Consider the following 21742-nt stretch of genomic DNA (forward strand, 5'->3'; position numbering starts at 1 on the left):
CTCCCGCTGTGGTTTTTCTGCCGCGACCCTACAGAACTTCTGCGCCATGGAGTTGATTTAGCTCAGAGTGCCCGCCGGACTGAAAACTGAATTTGCCGGGCCGGCGGGAACTTCGACTGGCCATGCCGGTTACCCGGCGTGACATTTTCTGAAATCAATCCGACCAGCGACGAATCCAAGGCCGCGCTTGCGCGGGCTTTCGACAATGCCTGGCAGCCTTTCATCGCCGCGGAGGGCGAGGCCGCCGATACAATCGAGAACCGGCGCCGGCTGGCGTCGCGCATCGTGACCCTGGCGAAATCCGGCCAGACCGACGAGGACGCGCTCGGCGAGGCCGGGCTGATCTATCTCCGGGTACTAAGCGCCGCCGCCCGGCTGAGCCGGCAGCCCGGCAAGGAGCCAACTCCCGAGCTGGCGCAGCAACCCTGGCAGGATGAGGGCGGTCATGCCTTTACGCCGGAAACGGTGGCGGCGATGACGGCGGCGCTGGAGCGCTGCCTCGACGTGCTGCCGCTGCGCATTCCCTCCGACGCGCTGAAATTGCTGTCCACCAGCATCCTCGACGCGGCGTCGCGCGGCGAACGCGATCCGGAAAAGCTGCATCTGCACGCGATGGAGGCGTTGAAAACACGCTGACCCGTAGCCCGGATGAAGCCGGCGCTGGCGTAGCCAGCGGCGACGCAATCCGGGGGCAGCGATGGGGGATCGACCGGCCCCGGATTGGCATCCGGGCTACGGGAGCTCTGCCTTTGTCGGCAATTCCGGCACCTTGTCGGCCCACTCGGCGACGCAGCGCTCCAGATCCCGCAGATTCTGTCGCATCTGCTCGAGCGAAAAGCCGATCGCGAAAAAACGTTCGGTGACATCGCTGGGCATCCCGCGCGTCAATCCTTCGCTGCGCAAGGCGGCGACTTCGGCGCTATAGGCCTGCAGCGCCACCTGCACCGGCCAGATCGCCGGCGCGCCGGTGCCGCTGCGCAAGGCTTCGGCGATGGCCCGCAGATAAGAGACGATCGCGGCGCTGACCCGCGCCAGCGGCCCGGCCAGCCGCTTCTGCAATTCGGCCGGCAGCGGCACCACGGTGGCGCGGCCGATCATCACCAGATCGTGCCGCAGCCGCAGGATGGTGCGCAGCAACGGTCCGGTATCCGGCCCCGAGGACAGATGCGCGGCGCGCTCGCGCTCGGCCTCCGCGCCGGTGACGTCGAGCCCGGTCAGGGCCGCGCCGATGCCGTGCTGCAGCCGGTGCAACTCGTCATTGTCACGGCCGCGGGTGGCTGCCGCCAAGAGTTCGCCGAGCGCCGAGGCGATCAGTTCGAGCGCCTTCACCGCACCGGCGCGAATGTGGGAGTGCGCGCGCGAGGGCAACACCAGAAACGACACCAGCAGTCCGGTGATGGCACCCACCGCAACCTCGAGCACGCGATCGATGGCCGATTCCAGCGGCGTGACGTGGTTCATGGTCGGCAGCAGCAGCACGATAATGGCGGTGACGGTTGCGACATTCAGGCTGGGATTGATCGCGGCAATGAAGGACAGGGGAAGCACCGCCAGCACCAGCACGCCGAGCAGCGCGCCCTCGCCCGTGTGCGGGATCAGGATCGCCACCGCGCCGCCATAGATGGCGCCGCCGATCGTGCCGACCAGGTAATCCCGCGTCGCCTTCAGCGAGCGGCCGACGCTCATCTGGGTGACGATGATCGCGGTCAGCACCGCCCATAGCGGCAGCTTGAGCCCGAAGGCCGTCGCAATCGCCAGCGCGCTCATCGCCGCCACGGTGACGCGGACGCCGAGCCCCAATTCGACCTTGTGCGTGACAAGGAAGGCCCAGATCCGTTTCAGCAATGCAATCATGTGATCCATCTGTTGCAGGCAGCGTCGCGGCGCATGGCTGCGTGCGCGGGACGCGCTTGAAACGCCGATTCAGCCCGCTTACGCTGTTTTCAACAAGAGTGAGGAAACACAATGGCCAACGAGACCGCGACGCTTGCTGCCTATGTAGCGGATTTGAAGTTTGACGACATCCCGCAGGACGTGCGGGAGCGCGCCAAGGTTCTGACGCTAGATTACCTCGGCAGCACGATCCGCGCGCGTCAGGAAGCTGAATCGACGCCGGCTCTGCTGAACATGCTGCAGGCGCTGTCGCTCGACGGCGCCGGCGAAGCCACCGTATTCGGCGACAGCAAGAAGTGGACACCAGCGGTCGCGGCCCTGCTCAACGGCGCGCTCGGCCATTCGCTGGATTTCGACGATACCCATGCCGATTCCTCGCTGCATCCGAGCGCCCCGGTGGTGCCCGCCGCCTTCGCTGTCGGCGAGATGGTCGGCGCCTCCGGCGAACAGGTGCTGACCGCGATCGTCGCCGGCTATGAAGTGTGCTGCCGGCTCGGCAATGCGCTCGACCCGACCTCGCATTACGCGCGGGGATTCCATCCGACCGCAACCGCGGGGACCTATGGCGCCGCCGCCGCGGCCGGCAAATTGCTCGGCCTGTCGAAGGAGCAGTTGATCTCGGCGTTCGGCGTGTCCGGCAGCCAGGCCGCCGGCTCGCTGCAGTTTCTCGTCAACGGCGCCTGGAACAAGCGTTACCAGGTGGGTGCCGCCGCGATGAACGGCGTGATCGCCGCGACGCTGGCCAAAAACGATTTTCTTGGCGCCACCGAATCGGTCGAGGGCAAACACGGCCTGCTGGTCGGCTACAGCGACGACGCCCATCCGGAAAAGGCCACCGCCGGACTCGGCACGGTCTATGAGACCATGAAGATCGGCGTGAAGCCGTATCCGAGCTGCCGCTATACCCATGCCGCGATCGACGCCATTATCGCGATGCGCCGCGAGCACAATCTGACGCCGGATCAGGTCACACGCGTCGAGATCGGGCTGCACCGCAACGGCATCACGCTGACCGGCGACGCCGCCACCAAGCGTCACCCGACCTCGATCGTCGGCGGCCAGTTCTCGATGTTCTTTACCGGCGCGCTGGCGCTCGACCAGGGCAGTTTCGGCTGGGACGACTACAAGCGGCTCGGCGATGCCGCTATCGACGCGCTGGCCGACCGCTTCGATGTCGTCCAGGACGAACGGCTGGAGGGCCAGCGCCATCCGTTCGGAGGCCGCGTCTCGATCACCACCGAGGACGGCGTGCACGAGCGGATCTATGCGGACCCGTCCGGCGAGCCGTCGTCGTTTCCCGACGCACAGGCGATGGCGCAGAAGTTCCTGCAGTTGGCGCGGCCGGTGCTGAACGGCGGCGCCGAGAGATTTGCCGACGCCATCCTGTCGCTGGAGCGTTATGACCGCGTCAGTACAGCCACGGCGCTGGGGCGCTGACGGCGGCTAGGCGCCGTCGATGATTATGAAGTCGGCCTCGGCGTATTTCTGCCGGATCGCCTTGGCGGCGTCATATTCGGGACTGCGATAGCACGCCGTCGCGGTGGCGCGGTCGGCGAATTCGACCACGACGTTGCGATCGCGCGCGTTGCCTTCTATCGCCTCGAAGGCGCCGCCGCGAACGATGAACTTCGCTCCAAATTTTTCGAATGCCGGCTTCGCCGCGGCGAGATAGTCGGGATAACGCGCTTCATCGCGCACCGAGACGCGGACGATCCAGTAGGCTTTCGACATGGTAGTTCTCCAGTTGTGATGAGATCATGCGGCGCGGGTTACGCCGTGGTGTCGCGGCAGCGGATCGCGGCCTCGATGCCGGCGCGGGTGACGCCGATATCGCGCAATTCGACGTCGCGCATGGCTTGCAGCGCGGCGCGGGCCTGCTGCCGCTCGCACAAGCGACGCCAGCCTGCCCCAACCGCCGCAAGGCCAGCCGCGACGGCGGAACGGATCATCCGGCCGCGCTCGATATGAACGCTGCGCGTGATGGCCTGCCGAAGCGCCGTCCATTGCGACGCCGTGAGGCGGCGTTCATCACCAATGCGGGGAAGGAATTCGTCCGCCATCTTCCGCCCCTGCTGTCCGGCCCATGCCCGCTGCTTGTGGTTTACCCGCGCTGATTCATCCTATAAAATGAATAATCGAGATCATTACGATCTTCCGGAGAGATGCATGGACCTGGCTGAACTGCGCATCTTCCGCGCCGTGGTGCGCGAGGGCGGGATCACGCGCGCCGCCGAGCGCCTGCACCGCGTGCAGTCCAACGTGACGACGCGCGTGCGCCAGCTCGAGGACGATCTCGGCACACAGCTATTCGTCCGCGAAGGCAAGCGGCTGCATTTGACGCCGGCGGGCCAGACGTTGCTCGGCTATGCCGACCGACTGCTGGCTTTGGCCGACGAGGCGCGCGACGCGGTGCAGGATCCGCGGCCGCGCGGCGTGCTGCGCCTCGGCGCCATGGAAAGCACCGCTGCGGTGCGGCTGCCCGGCCCGCTCCACGAATTTCACCGACGCCATCCCGACGTGCAGCTCGAATTGCGCATCGGCAATCCGCAGACGCTGGCGCAGGGAATTCTCGCCGGCGACCTCGACGCGGCCTTCGTCGCCGAACCGATCGCCGCCGCACCGTTCGATCGCGTGCATGCTTTCGATGAGGTCCCGGTGATCGTGTCGTCCGCCAGCCACCCACCGATCGGTCGCAAGGGCAGCGCGCCGCGCGCGGTGCTGGTGTTCGAGAACGGCTGCCCGCATCGCAAGCGGCTGGAAGACTGGTATGCGAAGCGTGGCGAGCTGCCCGAGCGCACCATCGAGCTCGGCTCCTATCACGCCATGCTCGGCTGCGTCGTCGCCGGCATGGGCGTTGCGCTGTTGCCGGAAAGCGTGTTGTCGACGTTTCCCGAAAGCGAGAGGCTCCTTGTGCACCGGTTGCCGGCCGGCGAAAATCGCGCCGAGACCGTGCTGATCTGGCGCAAGGGCGCCGCGTCGCCGAATGTCCTGGCGCTGCAGCAGGTGCTGCGGGCTTCACGCGCGACCGGCCGCACGCCGACCAAGCGCAAGGCATAGCGCGCAGCGTGTCGGTCGCCGCGGACGCGATCCTGTCACGGCAATGATTCGATGGGGTGGCGACGGCCCTGGGACGATGACCGCACTGCAACCATAAATCCTTGCGCCAGATCGTTTACACGCCCTTCCTCCCATGACTATCATCACGGTAACAAACAACAGGGGGAGACGACGATGCGGCAGACAACGATTGCGGCCGGAATTTTTCTTGGGCTAGCGGCTTTCATCCAGCCGGCCCTGAGCCAATCGGACGGCTGGGTCACGCTGCTCGACAGCAGCAAGATGGGCGACTGGGACCGCGTCGCCGATGCCAATTGGGAGATGAAGGACGGCGCCCTGGTCGCCGACAAGCTCGCCGGCAAGGATCCCGCTTACCTCGTCAGCAAGACGTCGTACAAGGATTTCCAGATCCGCGCCGAGTTCTGGACGGATGAAGCGGCCAACTCCGGCATCTTCATCCGCTGCGCCAACCCGAAGGTGATCGGCGCCAATACCTGCTACGAGGTCAACATCTTCGACAAACGGCCCGACCCGTCCTACGGCACGGGCGCGATCGTGGATTTCGCCAAGGTCAACCCGATGCCCAAGGCCGCGGGCAAGTGGAACACCTATGAGATCACCGCCAAGGGGCCGAAACTCACCGTGATCCTGAACGGTGAAAAGACCGCCGATATCGAAGACAGCAAGTTCGCCGACGGCCCGATCGCCCTGCAATACGGCTCCGGCGTGGTCAAATTCCGCAAGGTGCAGATCAAGCCGCTGTAGGCTCCGAGGCTCTGTAGCCCGGATGGAGCGAAGCGGAATCAGGGGCCGGCGGCGCAACCGGTCCGACTTTCCCCGGATTACGCTTCGCTCCATCCGGGCGACGCGGGCCAGTCGGGATGACGGCTCCGGAGCGGGCTGCTAGACTGTCTCCGAACACACGGAGACCCCATGAGCTGGCAGCCTAGCAACGATCCGATCCTCGGCGACGCCGCCTCCTGCGACGCGCTGGAATTGGCGATCGTGCCGCGCACGCGCGACATCGGCGACGGCTTCATGGTCCGCCGGGCGCTGCCGCACGGCAAGCGGCAGATGGTAGGCCCCTTCATCTTCTTCGACCATTTCGGGCCGATGCAGTTCATCGCCGGCCACGGCATGGATGTGCGCCCGCATCCGCATATCGGCCTGGCCACCGTCACCTATCTGTTCGACGGCTCGATCATGCACCGCGACAGCGAGGGCAATGTCCGCGAGATCCAGCCCGGCGCGATGAACCTGATGACCGCCGGCCGCGGCATCGCGCATTCCGAGCGCACGCCGGACGTGCCGCGCGCCAATGGGCAGAAGATGCTCGGGCTGCAGAGCTGGATCGCGCTGCCCAAGGGCTCCGAGGAGATCGCGCCGTCGTTCCAGCATTACGGCGCCGACAGCCTGCCGGTCATTCAGGACGCCGGCTTCACCGCGCGCATCATCGCGGGCTCCGCTTTTGGCGCGGCGTCCCCGGTGGCGATGGTGTCGCCGTGGTTCTATGCCGAAGTATCGGTAGAGGCCGGCACAAGCGTGCCGCTCGATCCCGACCATGAGGAACGCGCGATCTATGTCGTCGATGGCGAGATCGAGATCGCCGGCGACCGCCACGAAGGCCCCAAGCTGCTGATCTTCCGCCCCGGCGACGCGATCACCGTCAAGGCGCTGCAGAACACCCGCATGATGTTCCTCGGCGGCGACGCGCTGGAAGGGCCGCGGCACCTGTGGTGGAATTTCGTGTCCTCCAGCAAGGAGCGCATCGAGCAGGCCAAGCAAGACTGGAAGACCGGCCGTTTTGCCCACGTCCCCGAGGAACACGAATTCATCCCGCTGCCGGAATAATGCACCGTCTCCTCCTACGTCATTGCGAGGAGCCGTTGCGACGAAGCAATCCAGTCTTTGCTTGTGGCTTTCTGGATTGCCGCGTCGCTTCGCTTAGGGCAAAGCCAATCGGCTTTCCTTGACCTCGCAATGACGGCTGAAACCTAGTTGCTTAAATCAAGAAAGACACTCATGACGACCACCCCGATGTCCGCCAGCGACCTGCCGCTTCCTCTGCTCGCCCGCGGCAAGGTGCGCGAGGTCTATGCCGTCGGTGACGACCGCGTGCTGCTGCTGACCACCGACCGCATCAGCGCGTTCGACGTGGTGATGAACGAGACCATCCCGATGAAGGGCGCGGTGCTGACGCAGATCAGCGCCTGGTGGTTCAACCAGCTCGGCGGCGTGGTGCCGCACCACATGATCGCCGCCGACGCCGATGCGATCATTGCCGAGGTGCCCGAACTGGCAGCGCACCGCGCCTCGCTCGCCGGTCGCGCGATGCTGTGCAAGCGCACCACGGTGTTTCCGATCGAATGCGTGGTGCGCGGCTATCTGTCGGGGTCGGCATGGAAGGAATATGCCGCGTCGGGCACGCTGGCCGGCGAGAAGCTGGATGCGGGCCTGAAGGAAAGCGACAAGCTCGAACCCGCGATCTTCAGCCCCGCGACCAAGGCCGCGACCGGCCATGACGAGAACATCACGATCGCACGGATGCGCGAGATCCTCGGCGAGGAGGACACTTTTACGCTCGAGAGCATGACCCGCGCCGTCTACACCCAGGGCGAAGAGATCGCCCGCGAGCAGGGCATCATCATCGCCGATACCAAGTTCGAATTCGGCCGCGACGCCGACGGCCGCATCATCCTGATCGACGAGGTGATGACGCCCGACAGTTCGCGGTTCTGGGCCGCCGACGTCTACACACCCGGCCAGCCGCAACCCTCGTTCGACAAGCAGCCGCTGCGCGACTATCTCGACATCGAACGCCGCGCCGGCCGCTGGAACGGCGAAGCCCCGCCGCCGCCGCTGCCTGCGGACGTCATCGACGCCACCAGCAAGCGCTATCTTGAGGCCTATCGGCGGCTGACCGGCGAGGAGCTGGTCGTCGGCTGATCCGCGCCAGACGTCTGGCCTGCGATCCGGGGCGGCTCATTCGAGCCATGTGCCGCCCCGGAGCTGTCGTGATCCGATGCCGGCCCGGATGCATCGACCGCGTCCAGCGCCAGCAGCAGTGAGGCAACGCGGTTGGCGGAGGACGCCCACTCGGCCAGCTTCGCGTAATTTTCGGTGAACCAGTTGAAGGCGCTCTGCACCACGACAAAGGCCGCCGCGGCCTGCACCACCTCCCCCAGCGTCATCGTGCCCGCAAGATATTTCGGCAAACACAGCAGTAGGCCGATGACCGGGGTCACCAGCAGGCTGGTATAGGTCACCAAAGTGAGGCGCATAAGCTGCCAGCAGTAGATGCGCCAGATGGCGATTACCGCCTTCAGGGCCGCGCCGATCGTATGCCGCCCGCTCTTGCGGAGATCGGGCTGCGCAAGGCCCTCGCCGCTCTCGCGCAGATGGGTGCCGATCGTGCGCAGCTCGGCTTCGGCGCGCTTGTTTTCCTGCATCACCCTCGTCAGATGACTAGCGATCAGGATCGTCGTCGCCGACAGCAGCAGCGAATAGGCGATCACCGCGATGACCAGGTAACCGGGAACGATCAGGCTGACGCCGTCGATCTGGATCGCAAGGCTGTCGCCCACCGACCACAGCACGCCAATGAAGGTGATCACCGTGAGCAGCGAATTGAGCAGCCCGAGGGCGAGATCGACCGGCAGGTCGGTCGCCAGCCTGGCATCCTCGGCAATGCGAAACTCCGGTGCCTCGTGGTCGCCGATCACGAACCGCAGCCGGGTATAGCGATCGTTATCCAGCCAGTAATCGTACAGGTGATTGCTTAGCCAGGCACGCCAGGTGCGTTGCATGGTCATGCGGGCCCACACCGACAGCACGGTGAGAGACAGGCTCGCGGCAGCCAGCGGGATGAAACGCAGCGCCTGGGCGACAAGCTCCGCACCGTCCTTGCGCCCGATCGCATTGAAGAAATCGCGGTTCCAGAAATTCAGCCCGTATTGGGTAACCAGTTGCAGCAGCATCGTCGCCACCAGCAGCACCGCCAGCAACCAGGCCCGCCACGCCTGTGGTCCGCGCCAGAATCCCGACGCGCTCCGCCAGAACCGGGCCAGCAGGTGCCTCTCGTCGGGCGCAAGATAAGCGGGCTTCAGCATGCTGATATGTCAGGCACTTGCCATGCGGCGGCGCAAAATGGCTCCGTCAGACTGTAATCTAGTCGACGTTAGGCAACCTCGAACAGAGCCGGCTTGACCTGCGTCAAGCCGGCAAGACTAGCCACCCCCCTCGACGAGCGACCTGATGGTCACCTCCGCCGCAAGCCGATGGACGTCGGCGGCGCGGCAAAGCTCGGTGCCGGGATTGAGCAGTGCTGCCGACCCGCCGGCCACCCCATAGCGTAGAGCCGATTCAAGACTGCCATCGCGGGTCAGGCTCCAGACCATCGCCCCCAGGAAACTGTCGCCGGCGCCGGACACGCTGGCTGGCTCGATAGGAAAGCCGTTCGCGCGCAATATAGCGTCGCGCGTCATGAGCAGGGCGCCTTCGGCTCCCATGGACAGCGCGATGACTTCGATGCGGTAGCGACCGAACAGGTGGCGGCCTGCTGCAACGAGCGACGCATCGTCAGCGGATGACACGCCTGCAAGGTCCTGAAATTCGTGCAGGTTCGGCTTGATCAGATAAACGCCCTCCTCCAGGGCCGATCTGAGGGAGGCACCGGACGTATCCACGATGACCTTGCCGGCTCCGTGGGCTGCCCGAACAACCCTGCCGTAGAAGTCGGCAGGTACGCCGGCGGGCAGGCTGCCGCTGGCAATGACAAAAGCCGCCTCCGGCGCCAGGCGCGCAATGGCATCGATGGATTGCTGCCATTCAAACTCGCTCAGAACGGCGCCCGGGAACACCAGCCGAAACTGCTCCCGGCTTGATTCGTCATGGATGGTGATGTCCTCCCGTGTGTCGTTCAGGGTCGGGATCACGAGGCTCGGCACGCCTTCGCCTTCGAGCAATGCGGCCAGGGTTTGCCCGGTGGCGCCGCCGGCGGGATAGACCGCGGTCGCTTCGACGCCGAGCCGCTTCAGAACCCTTGCGACGTTGATGCCGCCGCCGCCCGGATCGCGATGTGGCGGCGCGCAACGCATCTTGGTGAAAGGCAACATTTCCTTCACCGACGTCGAAATGTCGACGGCCGGATTGATGGTGAGGGTGACGATCCCAGGCGCGGCCATGTCAGCCAACGGCTTCGACCTCAGCCAGAGCGCGGAGCCCGACGAACGCGGCATCCTCGTCGAGAATGAGCCACGCCGGTATCGGCGCGAGATATTTTCTGAACCGCCCTTTGTCTTCGAAGCGCTCCCGGAATTCGGAGCGGGCCAGATAGTCGGGGACGCGACGCAAAATGCCCCCGCCGATATAGACGCCGCCCTTGGCACCAAAGGTAAGCGCCAGATTGCCGGCAACCGAGCCCAGCATCGCACAGAACATGTCGACAGCCGCGCGGCTCACCGCGCAACTCCCCTCGATTCCGGTCTGCATGACATCGGCGGCGCGGCGTTCCGGTACAGCGACGCCGTCCAGCGCGGCGAGAGCGGCGTAAAGATTTTCGAGCCCGCGGCCCGACAACACGCGTTCCGCCGACACATGTCCGTATCGCTGCCGCAGATGCGCGATGACGGCATCCTCGCGCAGCGAGTCGCCGGCTATGCTGGCATGGCCGCCCTCGCTCGACAGCACGATCTGGCCGGCCGCGTGCGGAATGCTGACCGCCATGCCGAGACCGGTGCCGGGGCCGAGTGCCGCACACGGCGCTTCCGCCGACGGCACCTGACCGCCCAGCGCGAGCAGCCTGTCCGGCGACAGACGGCGCAGCGACCACGCCACCGCCTCGAAATCATTGATCAGACGGACGCTGGATAATCCGTACGCCGATCGCAACGCCGCAGCATCGATCACCCAGTCGTTGTTGGTCAGCGCACAGCGGTTGTCCCGGACCGCACCGGACGCCGCCAGGATCGCGGACCGGATGCTTCCGGCGTCGGCCAGACCACCGAGATAGGCGGCCAGCGCTGCGTTGAAATCACCGTAGTCGCTGACGGCCATGTGAGCCACCGCACTCATTGCGCCATCGGCGAGGACGGCAAACCGCGCATTGGTGCCGCCGATGTCGGCGAGCAGCACGGGATGCGGGGGGTGCGAGGCGCGGGCTTTCATGGCTGGCGTGCCGCCCTGATCAGCCTTGCGTACCAGTCGAACGACGCTTTCGGAATTCGCCGCTGCGACGCGTAGTCGATGTAGGTCAGGCCGAACCTCTTGCTGTAGCCGGAGTCCCATTCGAAATTGTCGAGCAGCGACCAGATGAAATAGCCGCGAATGTCGACGCCATCGGCAGCGGCGGCATTCATCGCCTCGATATAGGCCCGCAGGAACGCCATCCGCCCGCTATCGATCACCGCGCCGGTTTCGTCGGGCTGCATGGCATCGCCGTAGCCATTTTCCATGACATAGACGGGCAAAGCATAGCGCGCGTGGACGATACGCAGCGTGTCCGCAAAGGCTGCGGGCTCGATCGGCCATCCGATCGGCGTCAGGGCGCAGCCGGACGGCTTGTCGCCGAAATCGTAGCCCAGCAACGCTCCGGGCTTGGCGGCGACATAGACCGGGCTGTAGTGGTTGAGCCCGAACCAGTCGAGCGGACGACAGATCCGCGCAAGATCACCCGCCTCGACGTGCGGCGCCACGGCAGAACGCATTGCGGCGGGATACTCGCCCAGGCATTGCGGATCCGGGAAGGCATTATTCCAGTACGTGCTCAAGTGCGCAGCCGCCACGGCATCGGCTGCGCGATCGCTCGAAGGCCTGCATGGCTGATAGTTGTGGATGCATCCGATCGATACATTACGAACCTTGTCGCGCAACACATCCACCGCGGCGCCGTGCGCCAGATTGACGTGGTGAATCATGCGATGCAGATCGTCCTCAGCGCTGCGGCCTTTCTGCCCGAGCGAACGGCTGAACAGGCTGAAGATCGAAGGTTCGTTGAAGGTCGCGAAGCGCTTGACGCGATCGCCGTAACGTCCGGCGACGAGTGTCGTGTAGTCGGTGAACCATGCCACCGACTCACGATTCAGCCAGCCGCCGGAATCCTCCAGCGCCTGCGGCAGATCCCAGTGATACAGGCACAGCCAGGGTTCGATACCGGCGGCCAGCAATTCATCGAGCAACCGGTCGTAGAACGCGAGGCCCGCTTCATTTGCCGACCCGCGACCCTGCGGCAGTACGCGCGGCCAGGCCACCGAGAACCGGTACGCCTGAACGCCCAGCGCCTTCATCAAGGCGACATCCTCGGGATAACGATGGTAGTGATCGCAGGCGACATCGCCGCTGTCGCGATTCTTGAGTTCATCGGTGTGACCATAGACGTCCCAGACGCTCGGGCCGCGGCCACCCTCCTGCGTCGCACCTTCGATCTGGAAGCTCGACGTCGAGACCCCCCAGATGAGATCCGGCCGAAGGCTGGCGATGTCAGGAAGCTCCGGCGTCGCCATGGTTGACCACCCTGATTTCGCAGTCCGTCCAGCCAGGTTCGAACGTTACGATCCCGGCCGGACGATCTGACCGTTGATAGCCATAGTCAGGCCGACGACGGCCGCACTTGAGCCAGATCAAGAATGGTCGACTTGAGCGATGTGACAAGGATATCGCGCTGCTCGGTCGCCGGAGATTCTGTTGCGAAGAACAAAATGGGGTGGAATCGCCGACGACTGCTTCCAGGGCAGCGGCTTCTTCCGTGTCGCCGAACATCTCGGCGTGTCCTGGCTTGTGGATCCGGATGGCGGCCGCTTCATCTCCAAGGGTGTCAACAATGTGCGCTTCGACCAGGACCGCATCATCGGCACCGACCGCGCGCCCTATGCCGACGCCTGCCGGAGCAAATACGGCAATGAGAATGTCTGGCGCGCGGCAATATCCGACCGTCTTGCGAGCTGGAATTTCAATACCGTCGGCTGCTGGTCCGACGAGCTTGTGGCGGATGCGGGATCGCAACGGCTCGCGATGACGCCGACCACGGCGCTCGGCGCCACATTCCGGCTGCACCGCCGCGACCAGATTTTTCCCGATGTCTTCGACGCCGGATTCGCCGCGCATATCCGTAAAAGCGCCAGGGATCGCTGCACGAGATGGCGCGACGATCCGGGCCTGCTCGGCACGTTCATCGACAATGAATTGTACTGGTCGCCGGACTGGCGGGGCGCCGACGAACTGCTGACCATCTTTCTCAACCTGCCCTCGCATCGCCCCGGCCGCGTCGCCGCCATAGCGCGCATGCAGCATCATTATCGGGAGTTTTCCCAGTTCAATGCGATCTGGCGCACGCCGGCGCAATCATGGGAGCAGCTTGGCCGGATTTCCCATATCGACGCGCCGTTCTTCCGGATGCCGCCCGGCGGGCTCAACGATGCGCTGGAGGCGAAGGCCAATCGCGACAATCCTGTTCGCGCACAATTTTCCGCAGACTGCGATGCCTTCAGCGCGGTCGTCGCCGACATCTATTTCGAATTATGCGCCTCGGCGATCAGGGCCGTCGATCCGAACCACCTGGTGATCGGGTCGCGGTTCGGCTATCAGCCGCAAACCCATGTGATCGCCGCCGCCGGACGGCACCTCGATGTGGTGTCCTTCAATTGCTACGACGTCGATGCCAGTGCGGTGATCGACGCCTATGCTGTTGCTGCCGGAAAACCATGCCTGATTTCCGAATTCGCCTTCCGCGGCGACGATTCGGGCCTGCCCAATACCCGCGGCGCCGGGCCGCGTGTGGCCAGCCAGACCGAGCGCGCGCGATGTTTCGAGCGCTACGTGACGGCGGCTTTAAGCAAGCCTTCAATCGTGGGCTATCACTGGTTCGAACATGCCGATCAGCCGGCCGAAGGGCGCTTCGATGGCGAGAATTCGAATTTCGGAACGGTGACCATCGAGGACGAGGTGTATACCGAATTGACCGATACGATGACCAGGATCAACGCCGCCGCCGAGCAGATCCACGCAACGGCCGTGCCCGCGGACATCTGACCTTCGCCGTCGGCGGCGTCAGGGCTTCTGTGCGGCCCTGTCGGCTTCGGCCGCACGCACCACTTCCATGGTGCGAAACACGCTGCCCGGATTGACGCTGATGGAGTCGATGCCGAGACCGGTCAGATAGCGCGCGATCTCCGGATAGTTCGCAGGCGCCTCGCCGCAAATGCCGACATGTCGACCGCTGCGCTTGGCGCCGGCCACCGCCTGCCGGAACATCTCCAGCATACCAGGATCGCGTTCATCGAAATCGAAAGCAACGATATCCGAGTCCCGGTCGACACCCAGGGTCAGCTGGGTGAGGTCGTTGGAGCCGATCGAGAAGCCGTCGAACAGTACGGCAAACGCGTCGATCTGGATCACGTTGTTCGGGATCTCGCACATGACATAGACTTCAAGACCACCTTCGCCGCGGGTCAGCCCGTTGGCCGCCATGGTCGCGATCACTCGCCGGCCCTCCGCAACGGTCCGGCAGAACGGCACCATGACGCGCAGATTGGACAGTCCCATGTCATCGCGCACCCGACGCAACGCCGCGCACTCCAGCGCAAAACCCTCGGCGTAAGCCGGATGGCTGTAGCGGGAGGCGCCGCGGAATCCCAGCATCGGGTTTTCCTCCTTCGACTCGAACGCCTGGCCGCCCAGCAGGCTGGCATATTCGTTGGTCTTGAAGTCGGAGAGCCGTACGATCACCGGCTTGGGGTAGAACGCCGCGGCGATGGTGCCAACGCCTTCCGACAATTTCTGGACAAAGAACTCGGACGGGCTTTGGTAGTCTTTGACCAGGCGGGCGATCGCGGTCCGCTCCCTGGCGGACGCAATCCTGTCAGGCTGGAGCAGCGCCATGGGGTGCACGCCAATATGTTCGCTGATGATGAACTCCATGCGCGCAAGGCCAACACCGGACTGCGGCTGCATCGCCGTCCGAAACGCCATTTCGGGGGTGCCGACATTCACCATGATGGCGGTACGCGGCGGCGTGAGGTCGCTTAGCGGCGTTCGCGTCACGTCGAACGGCACGATTCCCGGATAGACGCTGCCGACATCGCCTTCGGCGCAGCAGACGGTGACGCTTGCCCCGGTCTTCAGCCTGTCGGTCGCGTGCGTGGCGCCGACCACCGCCGGAATACCGAGCTCCCGCGCGACAATGGCCGCGTGGCAGGTCCGGCCGCCCTTATCGGTGACGATGCCGGCGGCAATTTTCATCACCGGCTCCCAGTCGGGGCTGGTGGCCGGCGCCACCAGGATCTCACCCGGCTTGAACGCCGACAGATCGCGCGCCGTCGCGATGCGGCGCACGCGCCCGGTGGCGATCTTCTCGCCGACCGCGCGCCCAGTAACGATGGCCTCGCCGCGCCCCGTCAGGCTGTAGCTTTCGTAAAAGTCTGCCGAGCGCTGCGAGGCAACCGTCTCGGGCCGCGCCTGAATGATGTAGAGCTTGCCGTCGGCGCCGTCCTTGGCCCATTCGATGTCCATCGGCATCGCGCCGCCGGCATGTTTCGAATAATGCGCCTCGATGCGCACCGCATTGTCCGCGAGGCTGAGCACCTCGGCATCGGAAATGCAGAATTTTTGCCGCTCGGCAGCCGGCACATTGCGGGTCAGCGTCGCATGGGTTCCGCCGCGTTTGCCGTAGATCATGCGAACCTGTTTGGCGCCCAGCTTGCGCCGCAGCACGCGGCGAAATCCCAGCGCCAGCGTCGGCTTGTGGACATAGAACTCGTCGGGATCGACCTGGCCCTGCACGATGGTTTCGCCGAGGCCGTAGCATCCGGTGACGAACACCACGTCGCGAAACCCGGATTCGGTATCGAGGGTAAAGATCACGCCGCTGGCCGCGAGATCGGAGCGCACCATCTTCATTACGGCGACGGACAGTGCCACCTTGAAATGATCGAAACCATTGTCGATCCGATAAGAGATCGCGCGATCGGTGAAGATGGAAGCAAAGCAGCGCCGGCACGCTTCGAACAGATCGTTGGCGCCGCGCACATTTAGAAAGCTCTCGTGCTGGCCGGCGAAACTCGCCGTCGGCAGATCCTCTGCGGTCGCGGAGCTTCGCACCGCCACCGCGACGCCGGGCCCCGCCTGCTGTTCGAGCCGACGATACGCTTCCATGATCTGCGCGCGGAGCGGCGCCGTGTCCATAGCCGCGTAGACGATCGCACGGGCCTTGGCGGCCTTGCTGGCAAGCTGCCGGATGTTGCTCTTGTCGATGCCGTCAAGCAGCCGGTGCAGATGGTCCGCGACATCGCCCTGCGATAGTGCAGTGCGATAAGCGTCAGCCGTGATCGCAAACCCATCTGGGACGGCAACTCCTTCGGCTGCGAGCACCGAATAAAGTTCACCTAACGACGCGGTCTTGCCGCCGACCGATGCGACGTCGCCCAGACCGATTTCGAGAAAGGACCTGATATATCCCGCCATGGCACCAGCAGATCACGCTTGTGTTGCCGTGGTATTGAGGCAGGTCAAATTGCTCGGAGGCAGCAGACCCGAGCGCTCCTTTTCCTTCTCCCCTTGTGGGGGACGGTGGCGCGTCGCAGCCGCGTCGGATGAAGAGTAGCTCTGGGCTCGGAGTTTGTGGCCACCCCTCACCCGGCCGCGCTATCGCGCGTCCACCCTCTCCCACAAGGGGAGAGGGAAGAAACGAGAATCTCAGATCCCTGACATCATGATGTATTTGATCTCGACATATTCTTCCATGCCGTGATGCGATCCCTCGCGTCCCAAGCCGCTCTCCTTGACGCCGCCGAACGGCGCCACTTCGGTGGTGATCAGGCCGGTGTTGACGCCGACCATGCCGGATTCCAGCGCCTCGGCGACGCGCCAGACGCGGCCAAGATCGCGCGAATAGAAGTACGACGCCAGCCCGAACGGCGAGGCATTGCACATCGCGATCACGTCGGCCTCGTCCTTGAAGCGGAACACCGCCGCCAGCGGGCCGAAGGTCTCTTCCTGCGAGACCAGCGCATCCGGACTCACATTCGACAGCACGGTCGGCTCGAAGAAGGTGCCACCGAGCGCATGGCGCTTGCCGCCGGTGACGATCCTGGCGCCGCCCGTTACCGCATCCGCGATGTGGCGCTCGACCTTCTCGACGGCCTTCTCGTTGATCAGCGGCCCCTGCGTCACGCCGGCCTCGGTGCCGTCGCCGATCTTCATCGCCGACACTTTCCTGGCCAGCTTCTCGACGAACTGGTCGTAGATGCCGTCCTGCGCGTAGAGCCGGTTGGCGCAGACACAGGTCTGGCCCATGTTGCGATATTTCGAGACCATCGCGCCATCGACGGCGGCATCGATATCGGCATCGTCGAACACCACGAACGGCGCATTGCCGCCGAGCTCGAGCCCGAGCCGCTTCACGCCGACCGAGGCCTGCTTGTAGAGAATCTTGCCGACCGCGGTGGAGCCGGTGAAGCCGACGAAGCGCACCGCCGGATGTTCGCACAGCACCAGGCCGATCGCGGCGGCATCGCCGGTGACGATGTTGAGCACGCCCTTCGGCACGCCGGCGCGCTCGGCGAGTTCGGCGAGCGCCAGCGCAGAGAACGGCGTCTCGTTGGCCGGCTTCAGCACCACGGTGCAGCCCGCGGCCAGCGCCGGCGACACCTTTCGCGTAATCATCGAATTGGGAAAATTCCACGGCGTAATCGCGCCGCAGACGCCGATCGGCTGCTTGATGGCGAGCAGGCGCGCGTCGGCGCGCTGGGTCGGGATCGTCTCGCCATAGACCCGGCGGGCTTCCTCGGCGAAGAACTCGATATAGGCCGCGCCGATATCGACTTCGCCGAGCGCTTCGGCCAGCGGCTTGCCCTGCTCGGTGGTCAGGATCAGCGCCAGATCCTCGCGATTGGCGATGATCAGCTCGAACCATTTTCGCAAGATGTTGGAGCGCTGCTTGGCGGTGAACTTGGCCCACAGCGGAAAGGCGCGCTCGGCGGCTTCGACCGCCTGGGTGGTTTCCCTGGCGCCCATGTTCGGCACGGAGCCGAGCTGGACGTCATTGACGGGGTTGGTGACCGCGGTCGCGCCGGTGCCGGTCCAGGCGCCGTCGATATAGCATTGCTCGCGCAGCAAGGACGGATCCTTGAGGCGGTCGCGCAGCGAGGGTGCAGAGGTCGGGCGGGCAGCAGCGGTCGGGGTCATGGCATTCTCCTCAAGTGTCGGGCGACTTGTAGGAGATTATTGGCGTTTTGGCACTATCCTGATGCGAATGGCTGCTATCGCGGCAGAGGCATTACGCCGCGCCGCGCAGATAGGTTTCGCGGCGGTCGATCATCCGCGCCGCGGCAATGCGGGCATTGGCGGGCGTGGTGGTCGAGAGAGTGCGATATTCCAGACCCGGGAGATTGACCGGGGCGCGCTTGCCGAACCACGACACCAGCGATTTCGGGGTCGAGAGTTTGGCCAGCGCCTGAACCAGGCTATCGGCGGCATCGAAGGCAAACAGCGCGCCGGAGGCCGCATGACGAACTTCGAAAATGCCGGGACCGATCGGCGCTTCGATGGTCTCGCCGCGTGCCACCCGCGGATAATGTTTCCAGTCGCTCCAGCCGGTCGTCATCGTCTTTCTCCACAGCCCCAGGCTGTATAAATTTCATCGATAAATGAATGCATTTAGCGGCACACTGCAATTGAACCCGAACACCGGCGAATCGTTCCGAATCCACAACGCACTGCGAAGCGGTGCCACGATTGACCATCTAGGTCGCCGGTGGCGGCATTGCCCGTCTGGACCGAGCCATTGCTGCCGAATCGCCCGGTACTGCGATCACGTTTCCGGCGGCGTGATGGTTCGTCGCGGATGGAGAGTGTCAGGTTCAAAGCGAGGCGCTTAGCTTCACCCTCCCCTTTTGAGGGGGAGGGCCGACTGCGCCATCGGCGCGGTCGGGGTGGGGTGACGGCGCTCATGGCGCAGTACAGGGTCTCCACGGGCGCTGTCACGCCACCCCGCCGCGCATCATGCTTCGCATGCTGCACGACGACCCTCCCCCTCAAAAGGGGAGGGTCAAAGAGACAGTCGTCAATACGCCTAGACCGGCAGGCCGTGCTTCTGCGCCAGTTCTTTCAGCGACACCTGCGGCCGGGCGCCGATGTGCTGGATCACTTCGGCCGCCGCCAGCGCGGCGAGCTGGCCGCAGACCTTGTGATCGACGCCGCGCACCAGGCCGAACAGGAAGCCCGCGGCGAACAGATCGCCGGCGCCGGTGGTGTCGATCAGCGTGTCGATCGGGAAGGCCGGCACCTCGATCACACCGGAGCGCGAGGCGATCATGCAGCCCTTCTCGGAACGGGTGACGACGCCGAGCGCGACATCCTTGCGGAGCTGGCCAAGCGCGGTGTCGGTGTCGGCGGTCTCGTACAGCGCGTGCAGCTCGGACTCATTGGCGAACACCAGGTCGCAGGTGCCGTCGCGCATCAATTGCAGGAATTCATCGCGATAGCGGCTGACGCAGAACGCATCCGACAGCGTCAGCGCCACCTGGCGGCCGGCGCCGTGCGCGATCTTCGAGGCCTTGACGAAGGCTTCCTTGGCGCTGACGGGATCCCACAGATAGCCCTCGAGATAGACGAAGCCGGAAGCGGCTACCGCCGCCTCGTCGATGTCGGCCGGGGTGAGATCCTGCGCGGCGCCGAGATAGGTGTTCATGGTGCGCTCGCCGTCCGGCGTCACCAGAATGTAGGAGCAGCCGGTGGCCGGACCGGACGCAGCGGGCGCCGTGTCGAAAGCGACGCCGGCGGCCCGGATGTCGTGGGTATATTTGTTGCCGATGGTGTCGCTGCGGACCTTGCCGACGTAAGCGGCGCGCGCGCCGAGCGAGGCCAGGCCGACGATGGTATTGGCGGCCGAGCCGCCGGACATTTCCGTGGCCGACCCCATATTGGTGTAGATCGCCGTGGCGCGGGCCTCGTCGATCAGCGCCATGCCGCCCTTGACCATGCCATGCGACACCAGAAACGCCTCGTCGGTCTGCACCAGCACGTCGTAGATCGCGTTGCCGATGCCGAGCACGTCGTATTTGACTGAGGTCATGAAGATTTTCCCGTTGCGGCGATTGCGAGGGCGCGGCAAATCCGATTCAACTCGGGGTTTCTGCTGCGCCTTGAAAGGTGCAGCGACCTATCATGATCCCGGCCGGGCCAGCAAGGACGCCGCTTGAAGATGCCTGTATGATCCGTGCGCTCCTGACCGTCTCGACCGGCACGCTAGCCTCGCGGCTGCTCGGCTTTGCCCGCGACGCGATGGTCGCAGCCCTGCTGGGCGCTGGCCCCGTGGCGGACGCCTTCCTGGTCGCGTTCCAGATGGTCAATGTGATCCGCCGGCTGCTCACCGAGGGCGCGTTGAACGCGGCGCTGATCCCCGGCTGGCTGAGGGTGCGCGCCGCGCAAGGCGAGATCGCGGCCGCGGCCTTTGCCGGACGCGTGCTCGGCACGATCAGCGTCGCGCTGGTCGCCGTGACGTTATTGATCGGCTTTGCGATGCCGGTGGTGATCGCGCTGCTGGCGCCGGGCTTTGTCGGCGAAGCCACGCTGCAGATGGCCGTCGATGACGCCCGCTTGATGCTGCCCTATCTGGCTTTCGCCGGACCGGTGACGGTGATGATGGGGCTGCTCAATGCGCAGCACCGCTTTGCGCTCACCGCCTTCTCTCCGCTGCTGTTCAACATCGCGCTGATCGCCGTGATGACTTCGCTGCTGGCGTGGCGACAGGACGCGGCCACCGCAGCACTGCTGATCGCCGCCACCGTCGGCATCGCCGGACTGCTGCAACTCGCGATGCTGCTGCGCCGCGGCCCGGATTTGGCGACGCCGCTGCGCGTCGTGTTCGATGCCGAGATGCGCGGCTTCCTGCGCCAGGCGCTGCCCGGCATGGTCGCCAGTTCCGGGCCGCAGCTTTTGATCGTCGCCGGCGCCGTGATCGCCTCGCATTCGCCTTCGGTGGTGTCGTGGTTGTATTTCGCCAACCGGCTGATCGAACTGCCGCTCGGTATCGTCGGCACCGCGATGGGCACCGTGCTGGTGCCGGAGCTGACTCGCGCGGTGCGATCCGACGACAACGCCGCCATCGGCCACGCGGAATCGCGCGGCCTCGAACTGGCGGTCGGCCTGGCGCTGCCGGCGACGCTCGGGCTGATGGTGCTGAGCCAGCCGATCGTGCAGCTTTTGTTCGAGCACGGCGCGTTCGACGCCACCGATACCGCCGCTACGGCGCAGGCCCTGCTCTGGCTGGCGCTCGGCCTGCCCGCCCATGTGCTGGTCAAGGCGCTGTCGCCGGCGTTCTTCGCCCGCGACGACACCATGACCCCGCTGTGGGCGACGCTCATCGGGCTCGCCGTGGCGATCGTCGCAGCCCTGGCACTCCGGCGGTTCGGCGCCGCCGGGATCGCCGCGGCGATCGCGCTGGCGGCGTGGAGCAGCGCGGCCGTGCTGATCGCGCGGAGCACGGCCACGTTCGGCTTTTCGCTCGACGGCAATGCCCGGCGGCGGCTGCCGCGGATCGTCCTTGCCGCTTTCGCGATGGGCGCGCTGCTGTGGCTGAAGGCAGGTTTCGTATGGCCGTGGGCGGCGCAGGCGCACGGGATGGCGCAGGCGGCCCTGCTCGGCCTGCTGATCGCCGGCGGGCTGCTGATCTACGCCGCCCTGCTGGCGATTTTCGGCGTCGTCACCCCGGCCGATATCAGGCGCGCCATCCAGCAATCCCATAGCGGCGACTTGCGCGGCTAGGCCTCGCATGGCAAGCACCCCCGCATAGCGCCGAGTC

General features: G+C 65.3%; 19 protein-coding genes. 8 read left to right on the forward strand and 11 right to left on the reverse strand.

The features are described from left to right. Nucleotides 1-138: 138 nt before the first annotated feature. Nucleotides 139-636, forward strand: coding sequence for a hypothetical protein (locus FIU28_RS00450; RefSeq protein ID WP_143571155.1), 498 nt, complete (start codon nucleotides 139-141; stop codon nucleotides 634-636). A gap of 96 nt (nucleotides 637-732) precedes the next feature. On the opposite strand, the gene FIU28_RS00455 is transcribed toward FIU28_RS00450, so the two are convergent. Beyond that, the gene (locus tag FIU28_RS00455; protein ID WP_143571156.1) at nucleotides 733-1854 is read right to left on the reverse strand and encodes an FUSC family protein; all 1122 of its coding nucleotides are present in this window, start codon (nucleotides 1852-1854) and stop codon (nucleotides 733-735) included. Nucleotides 1855-1965: 111 nt separating this feature from the next. Here FIU28_RS00455 and FIU28_RS00460 point away from each other — a divergent pair, with 111 nt between their 5' ends. Next, nucleotides 1966-3330 carry an MmgE/PrpD family protein gene (locus FIU28_RS00460; RefSeq protein ID WP_143571157.1) on the forward strand — a complete coding sequence of 455 codons (1365 nt, stop codon included), beginning with the start codon at nucleotides 1966-1968 and terminating at the stop codon, nucleotides 3328-3330. Between the two features lie 6 nt (nucleotides 3331-3336). Here FIU28_RS00460 and FIU28_RS00465 read toward each other — a convergent pair whose 3' ends face one another. Together FIU28_RS00465 and FIU28_RS00470 are read right to left on the reverse strand one after the other, a co-directional pair. Then, nucleotides 3337-3624, reverse strand: a complete 288-nt coding sequence (locus FIU28_RS00465; RefSeq protein WP_143571158.1) for a DUF1330 domain-containing protein — start codon at nucleotides 3622-3624, stop codon at nucleotides 3337-3339. Between the two features lie 38 nt (nucleotides 3625-3662). Continuing rightward, nucleotides 3663-3953 carry a DUF1127 domain-containing protein gene (locus FIU28_RS00470; RefSeq protein WP_143571159.1) on the reverse strand — a complete coding sequence of 97 codons (291 nt, stop codon included), beginning with the start codon at nucleotides 3951-3953 and terminating at the stop codon, nucleotides 3663-3665. Between the two features lie 106 nt (nucleotides 3954-4059). On the opposite strand from FIU28_RS00470, the gene FIU28_RS00475 reads away from it, so the two are divergent. From FIU28_RS00475 to FIU28_RS00490, 4 genes are all read left to right on the forward strand, one after another. Beyond that, complete coding sequence (locus FIU28_RS00475) at nucleotides 4060-4950, forward strand: LysR substrate-binding domain-containing protein (protein WP_143571160.1); 891 nt, start codon at nucleotides 4060-4062, stop codon at nucleotides 4948-4950. A 174-nt stretch (nucleotides 4951-5124) separates the two neighbouring features. Next, nucleotides 5125-5715 (forward strand): 3-keto-disaccharide hydrolase, encoded by a 591-nt coding sequence (locus tag FIU28_RS00480; RefSeq protein WP_143571161.1) that lies wholly within the window; start codon nucleotides 5125-5127, stop codon nucleotides 5713-5715. Nucleotides 5716-5883: 168 nt separating this feature from the next. Beyond that, a complete protein-coding gene (locus tag FIU28_RS00485) occupies nucleotides 5884-6801 on the forward strand; it encodes a pirin family protein (protein WP_143571162.1) in 918 nt (305 codons plus the stop codon). A gap of 171 nt (nucleotides 6802-6972) precedes the next feature. After that, nucleotides 6973-7896, forward strand: a complete 924-nt coding sequence (locus tag FIU28_RS00490; RefSeq protein WP_246660828.1) for a phosphoribosylaminoimidazolesuccinocarboxamide synthase — start codon at nucleotides 6973-6975, stop codon at nucleotides 7894-7896. On the opposite strand, the gene FIU28_RS00495 is transcribed toward FIU28_RS00490, so the two are convergent. The 4 genes from FIU28_RS00495 to FIU28_RS00510 all read right to left on the reverse strand — a co-directional run bounded on the left by FIU28_RS00495 (nucleotide 7857) and on the right by FIU28_RS00510 (nucleotide 12449). Continuing rightward, nucleotides 7857-9059 (reverse strand): SbmA/BacA-like family transporter, encoded by a 1203-nt coding sequence (locus FIU28_RS00495; protein WP_143571163.1) that lies wholly within the window; start codon nucleotides 9057-9059, stop codon nucleotides 7857-7859. The two genes, FIU28_RS00490 and FIU28_RS00495, sit on opposite strands and share 40 nt — an antisense overlap. A gap of 117 nt (nucleotides 9060-9176) precedes the next feature. Further along, nucleotides 9177-10133: a 1-phosphofructokinase family hexose kinase gene (locus FIU28_RS00500; RefSeq protein ID WP_143575966.1), complete on the reverse strand. Its 957-nt coding sequence runs from the start codon at nucleotides 10131-10133 to the stop codon at nucleotides 9177-9179. A 1-nt stretch (nucleotide 10134) separates the two neighbouring features. Further along, nucleotides 10135-11115: a glucokinase gene (gene glk / locus FIU28_RS00505; RefSeq protein WP_143571164.1), complete on the reverse strand. Its 981-nt coding sequence runs from the start codon at nucleotides 11113-11115 to the stop codon at nucleotides 10135-10137. Then, on the reverse strand, nucleotides 11112-12449 hold the full coding sequence (locus FIU28_RS00510; protein ID WP_143571165.1) for a GH1 family beta-glucosidase: 1338 nt from the start codon (nucleotides 12447-12449) through the stop codon (nucleotides 11112-11114). Before FIU28_RS00510 ends, glk begins: the two co-directional genes overlap by 4 nt. Before the next feature lie 181 nt (nucleotides 12450-12630). On the opposite strand from FIU28_RS00510, the gene FIU28_RS00515 reads away from it, so the two are divergent. Continuing rightward, nucleotides 12631-13974, forward strand: a complete 1344-nt coding sequence (locus FIU28_RS00515) for an agarase (RefSeq protein ID WP_143571166.1) — start codon at nucleotides 12631-12633, stop codon at nucleotides 13972-13974. A gap of 18 nt (nucleotides 13975-13992) precedes the next feature. Here the strand turns inward: FIU28_RS00515 and ppsA are convergent, their stop codons facing one another. The 4 genes from ppsA to FIU28_RS00535 form a co-directional block, all read right to left on the reverse strand. Beyond that, nucleotides 13993-16404: a phosphoenolpyruvate synthase gene (gene ppsA, locus FIU28_RS00520; protein WP_143571167.1), complete on the reverse strand. Its 2412-nt coding sequence runs from the start codon at nucleotides 16402-16404 to the stop codon at nucleotides 13993-13995. A 231-nt stretch (nucleotides 16405-16635) separates the two neighbouring features. Continuing rightward, on the reverse strand, nucleotides 16636-18126 hold the full coding sequence (locus FIU28_RS00525) for an NAD-dependent succinate-semialdehyde dehydrogenase (protein WP_143571168.1): 1491 nt from the start codon (nucleotides 18124-18126) through the stop codon (nucleotides 16636-16638). 91 nt (nucleotides 18127-18217) lie between these two features. Continuing rightward, the gene (locus FIU28_RS00530) at nucleotides 18218-18544 is read right to left on the reverse strand and encodes a hypothetical protein (RefSeq protein ID WP_143571169.1); all 327 of its coding nucleotides are present in this window, start codon (nucleotides 18542-18544) and stop codon (nucleotides 18218-18220) included. Between the two features lie 468 nt (nucleotides 18545-19012). Then, nucleotides 19013-20014, reverse strand: a complete 1002-nt coding sequence (locus FIU28_RS00535) for an adenosine kinase (protein WP_143571170.1) — start codon at nucleotides 20012-20014, stop codon at nucleotides 19013-19015. A gap of 137 nt (nucleotides 20015-20151) precedes the next feature. Here FIU28_RS00535 and murJ point away from each other — a divergent pair, with 137 nt between their 5' ends. Continuing rightward, nucleotides 20152-21705 carry a murein biosynthesis integral membrane protein MurJ gene (murJ, locus tag FIU28_RS00540; RefSeq protein ID WP_143571171.1) on the forward strand — a complete coding sequence of 518 codons (1554 nt, stop codon included), beginning with the start codon at nucleotides 20152-20154 and terminating at the stop codon, nucleotides 21703-21705. Nucleotides 21706-21742: the final 37 nt, after the last annotated feature.

This window comes from Tardiphaga sp. vice154 (assembly GCF_007018645.1).
GTDB lineage: Bacteria > Pseudomonadota > Alphaproteobacteria > Rhizobiales > Xanthobacteraceae > Tardiphaga.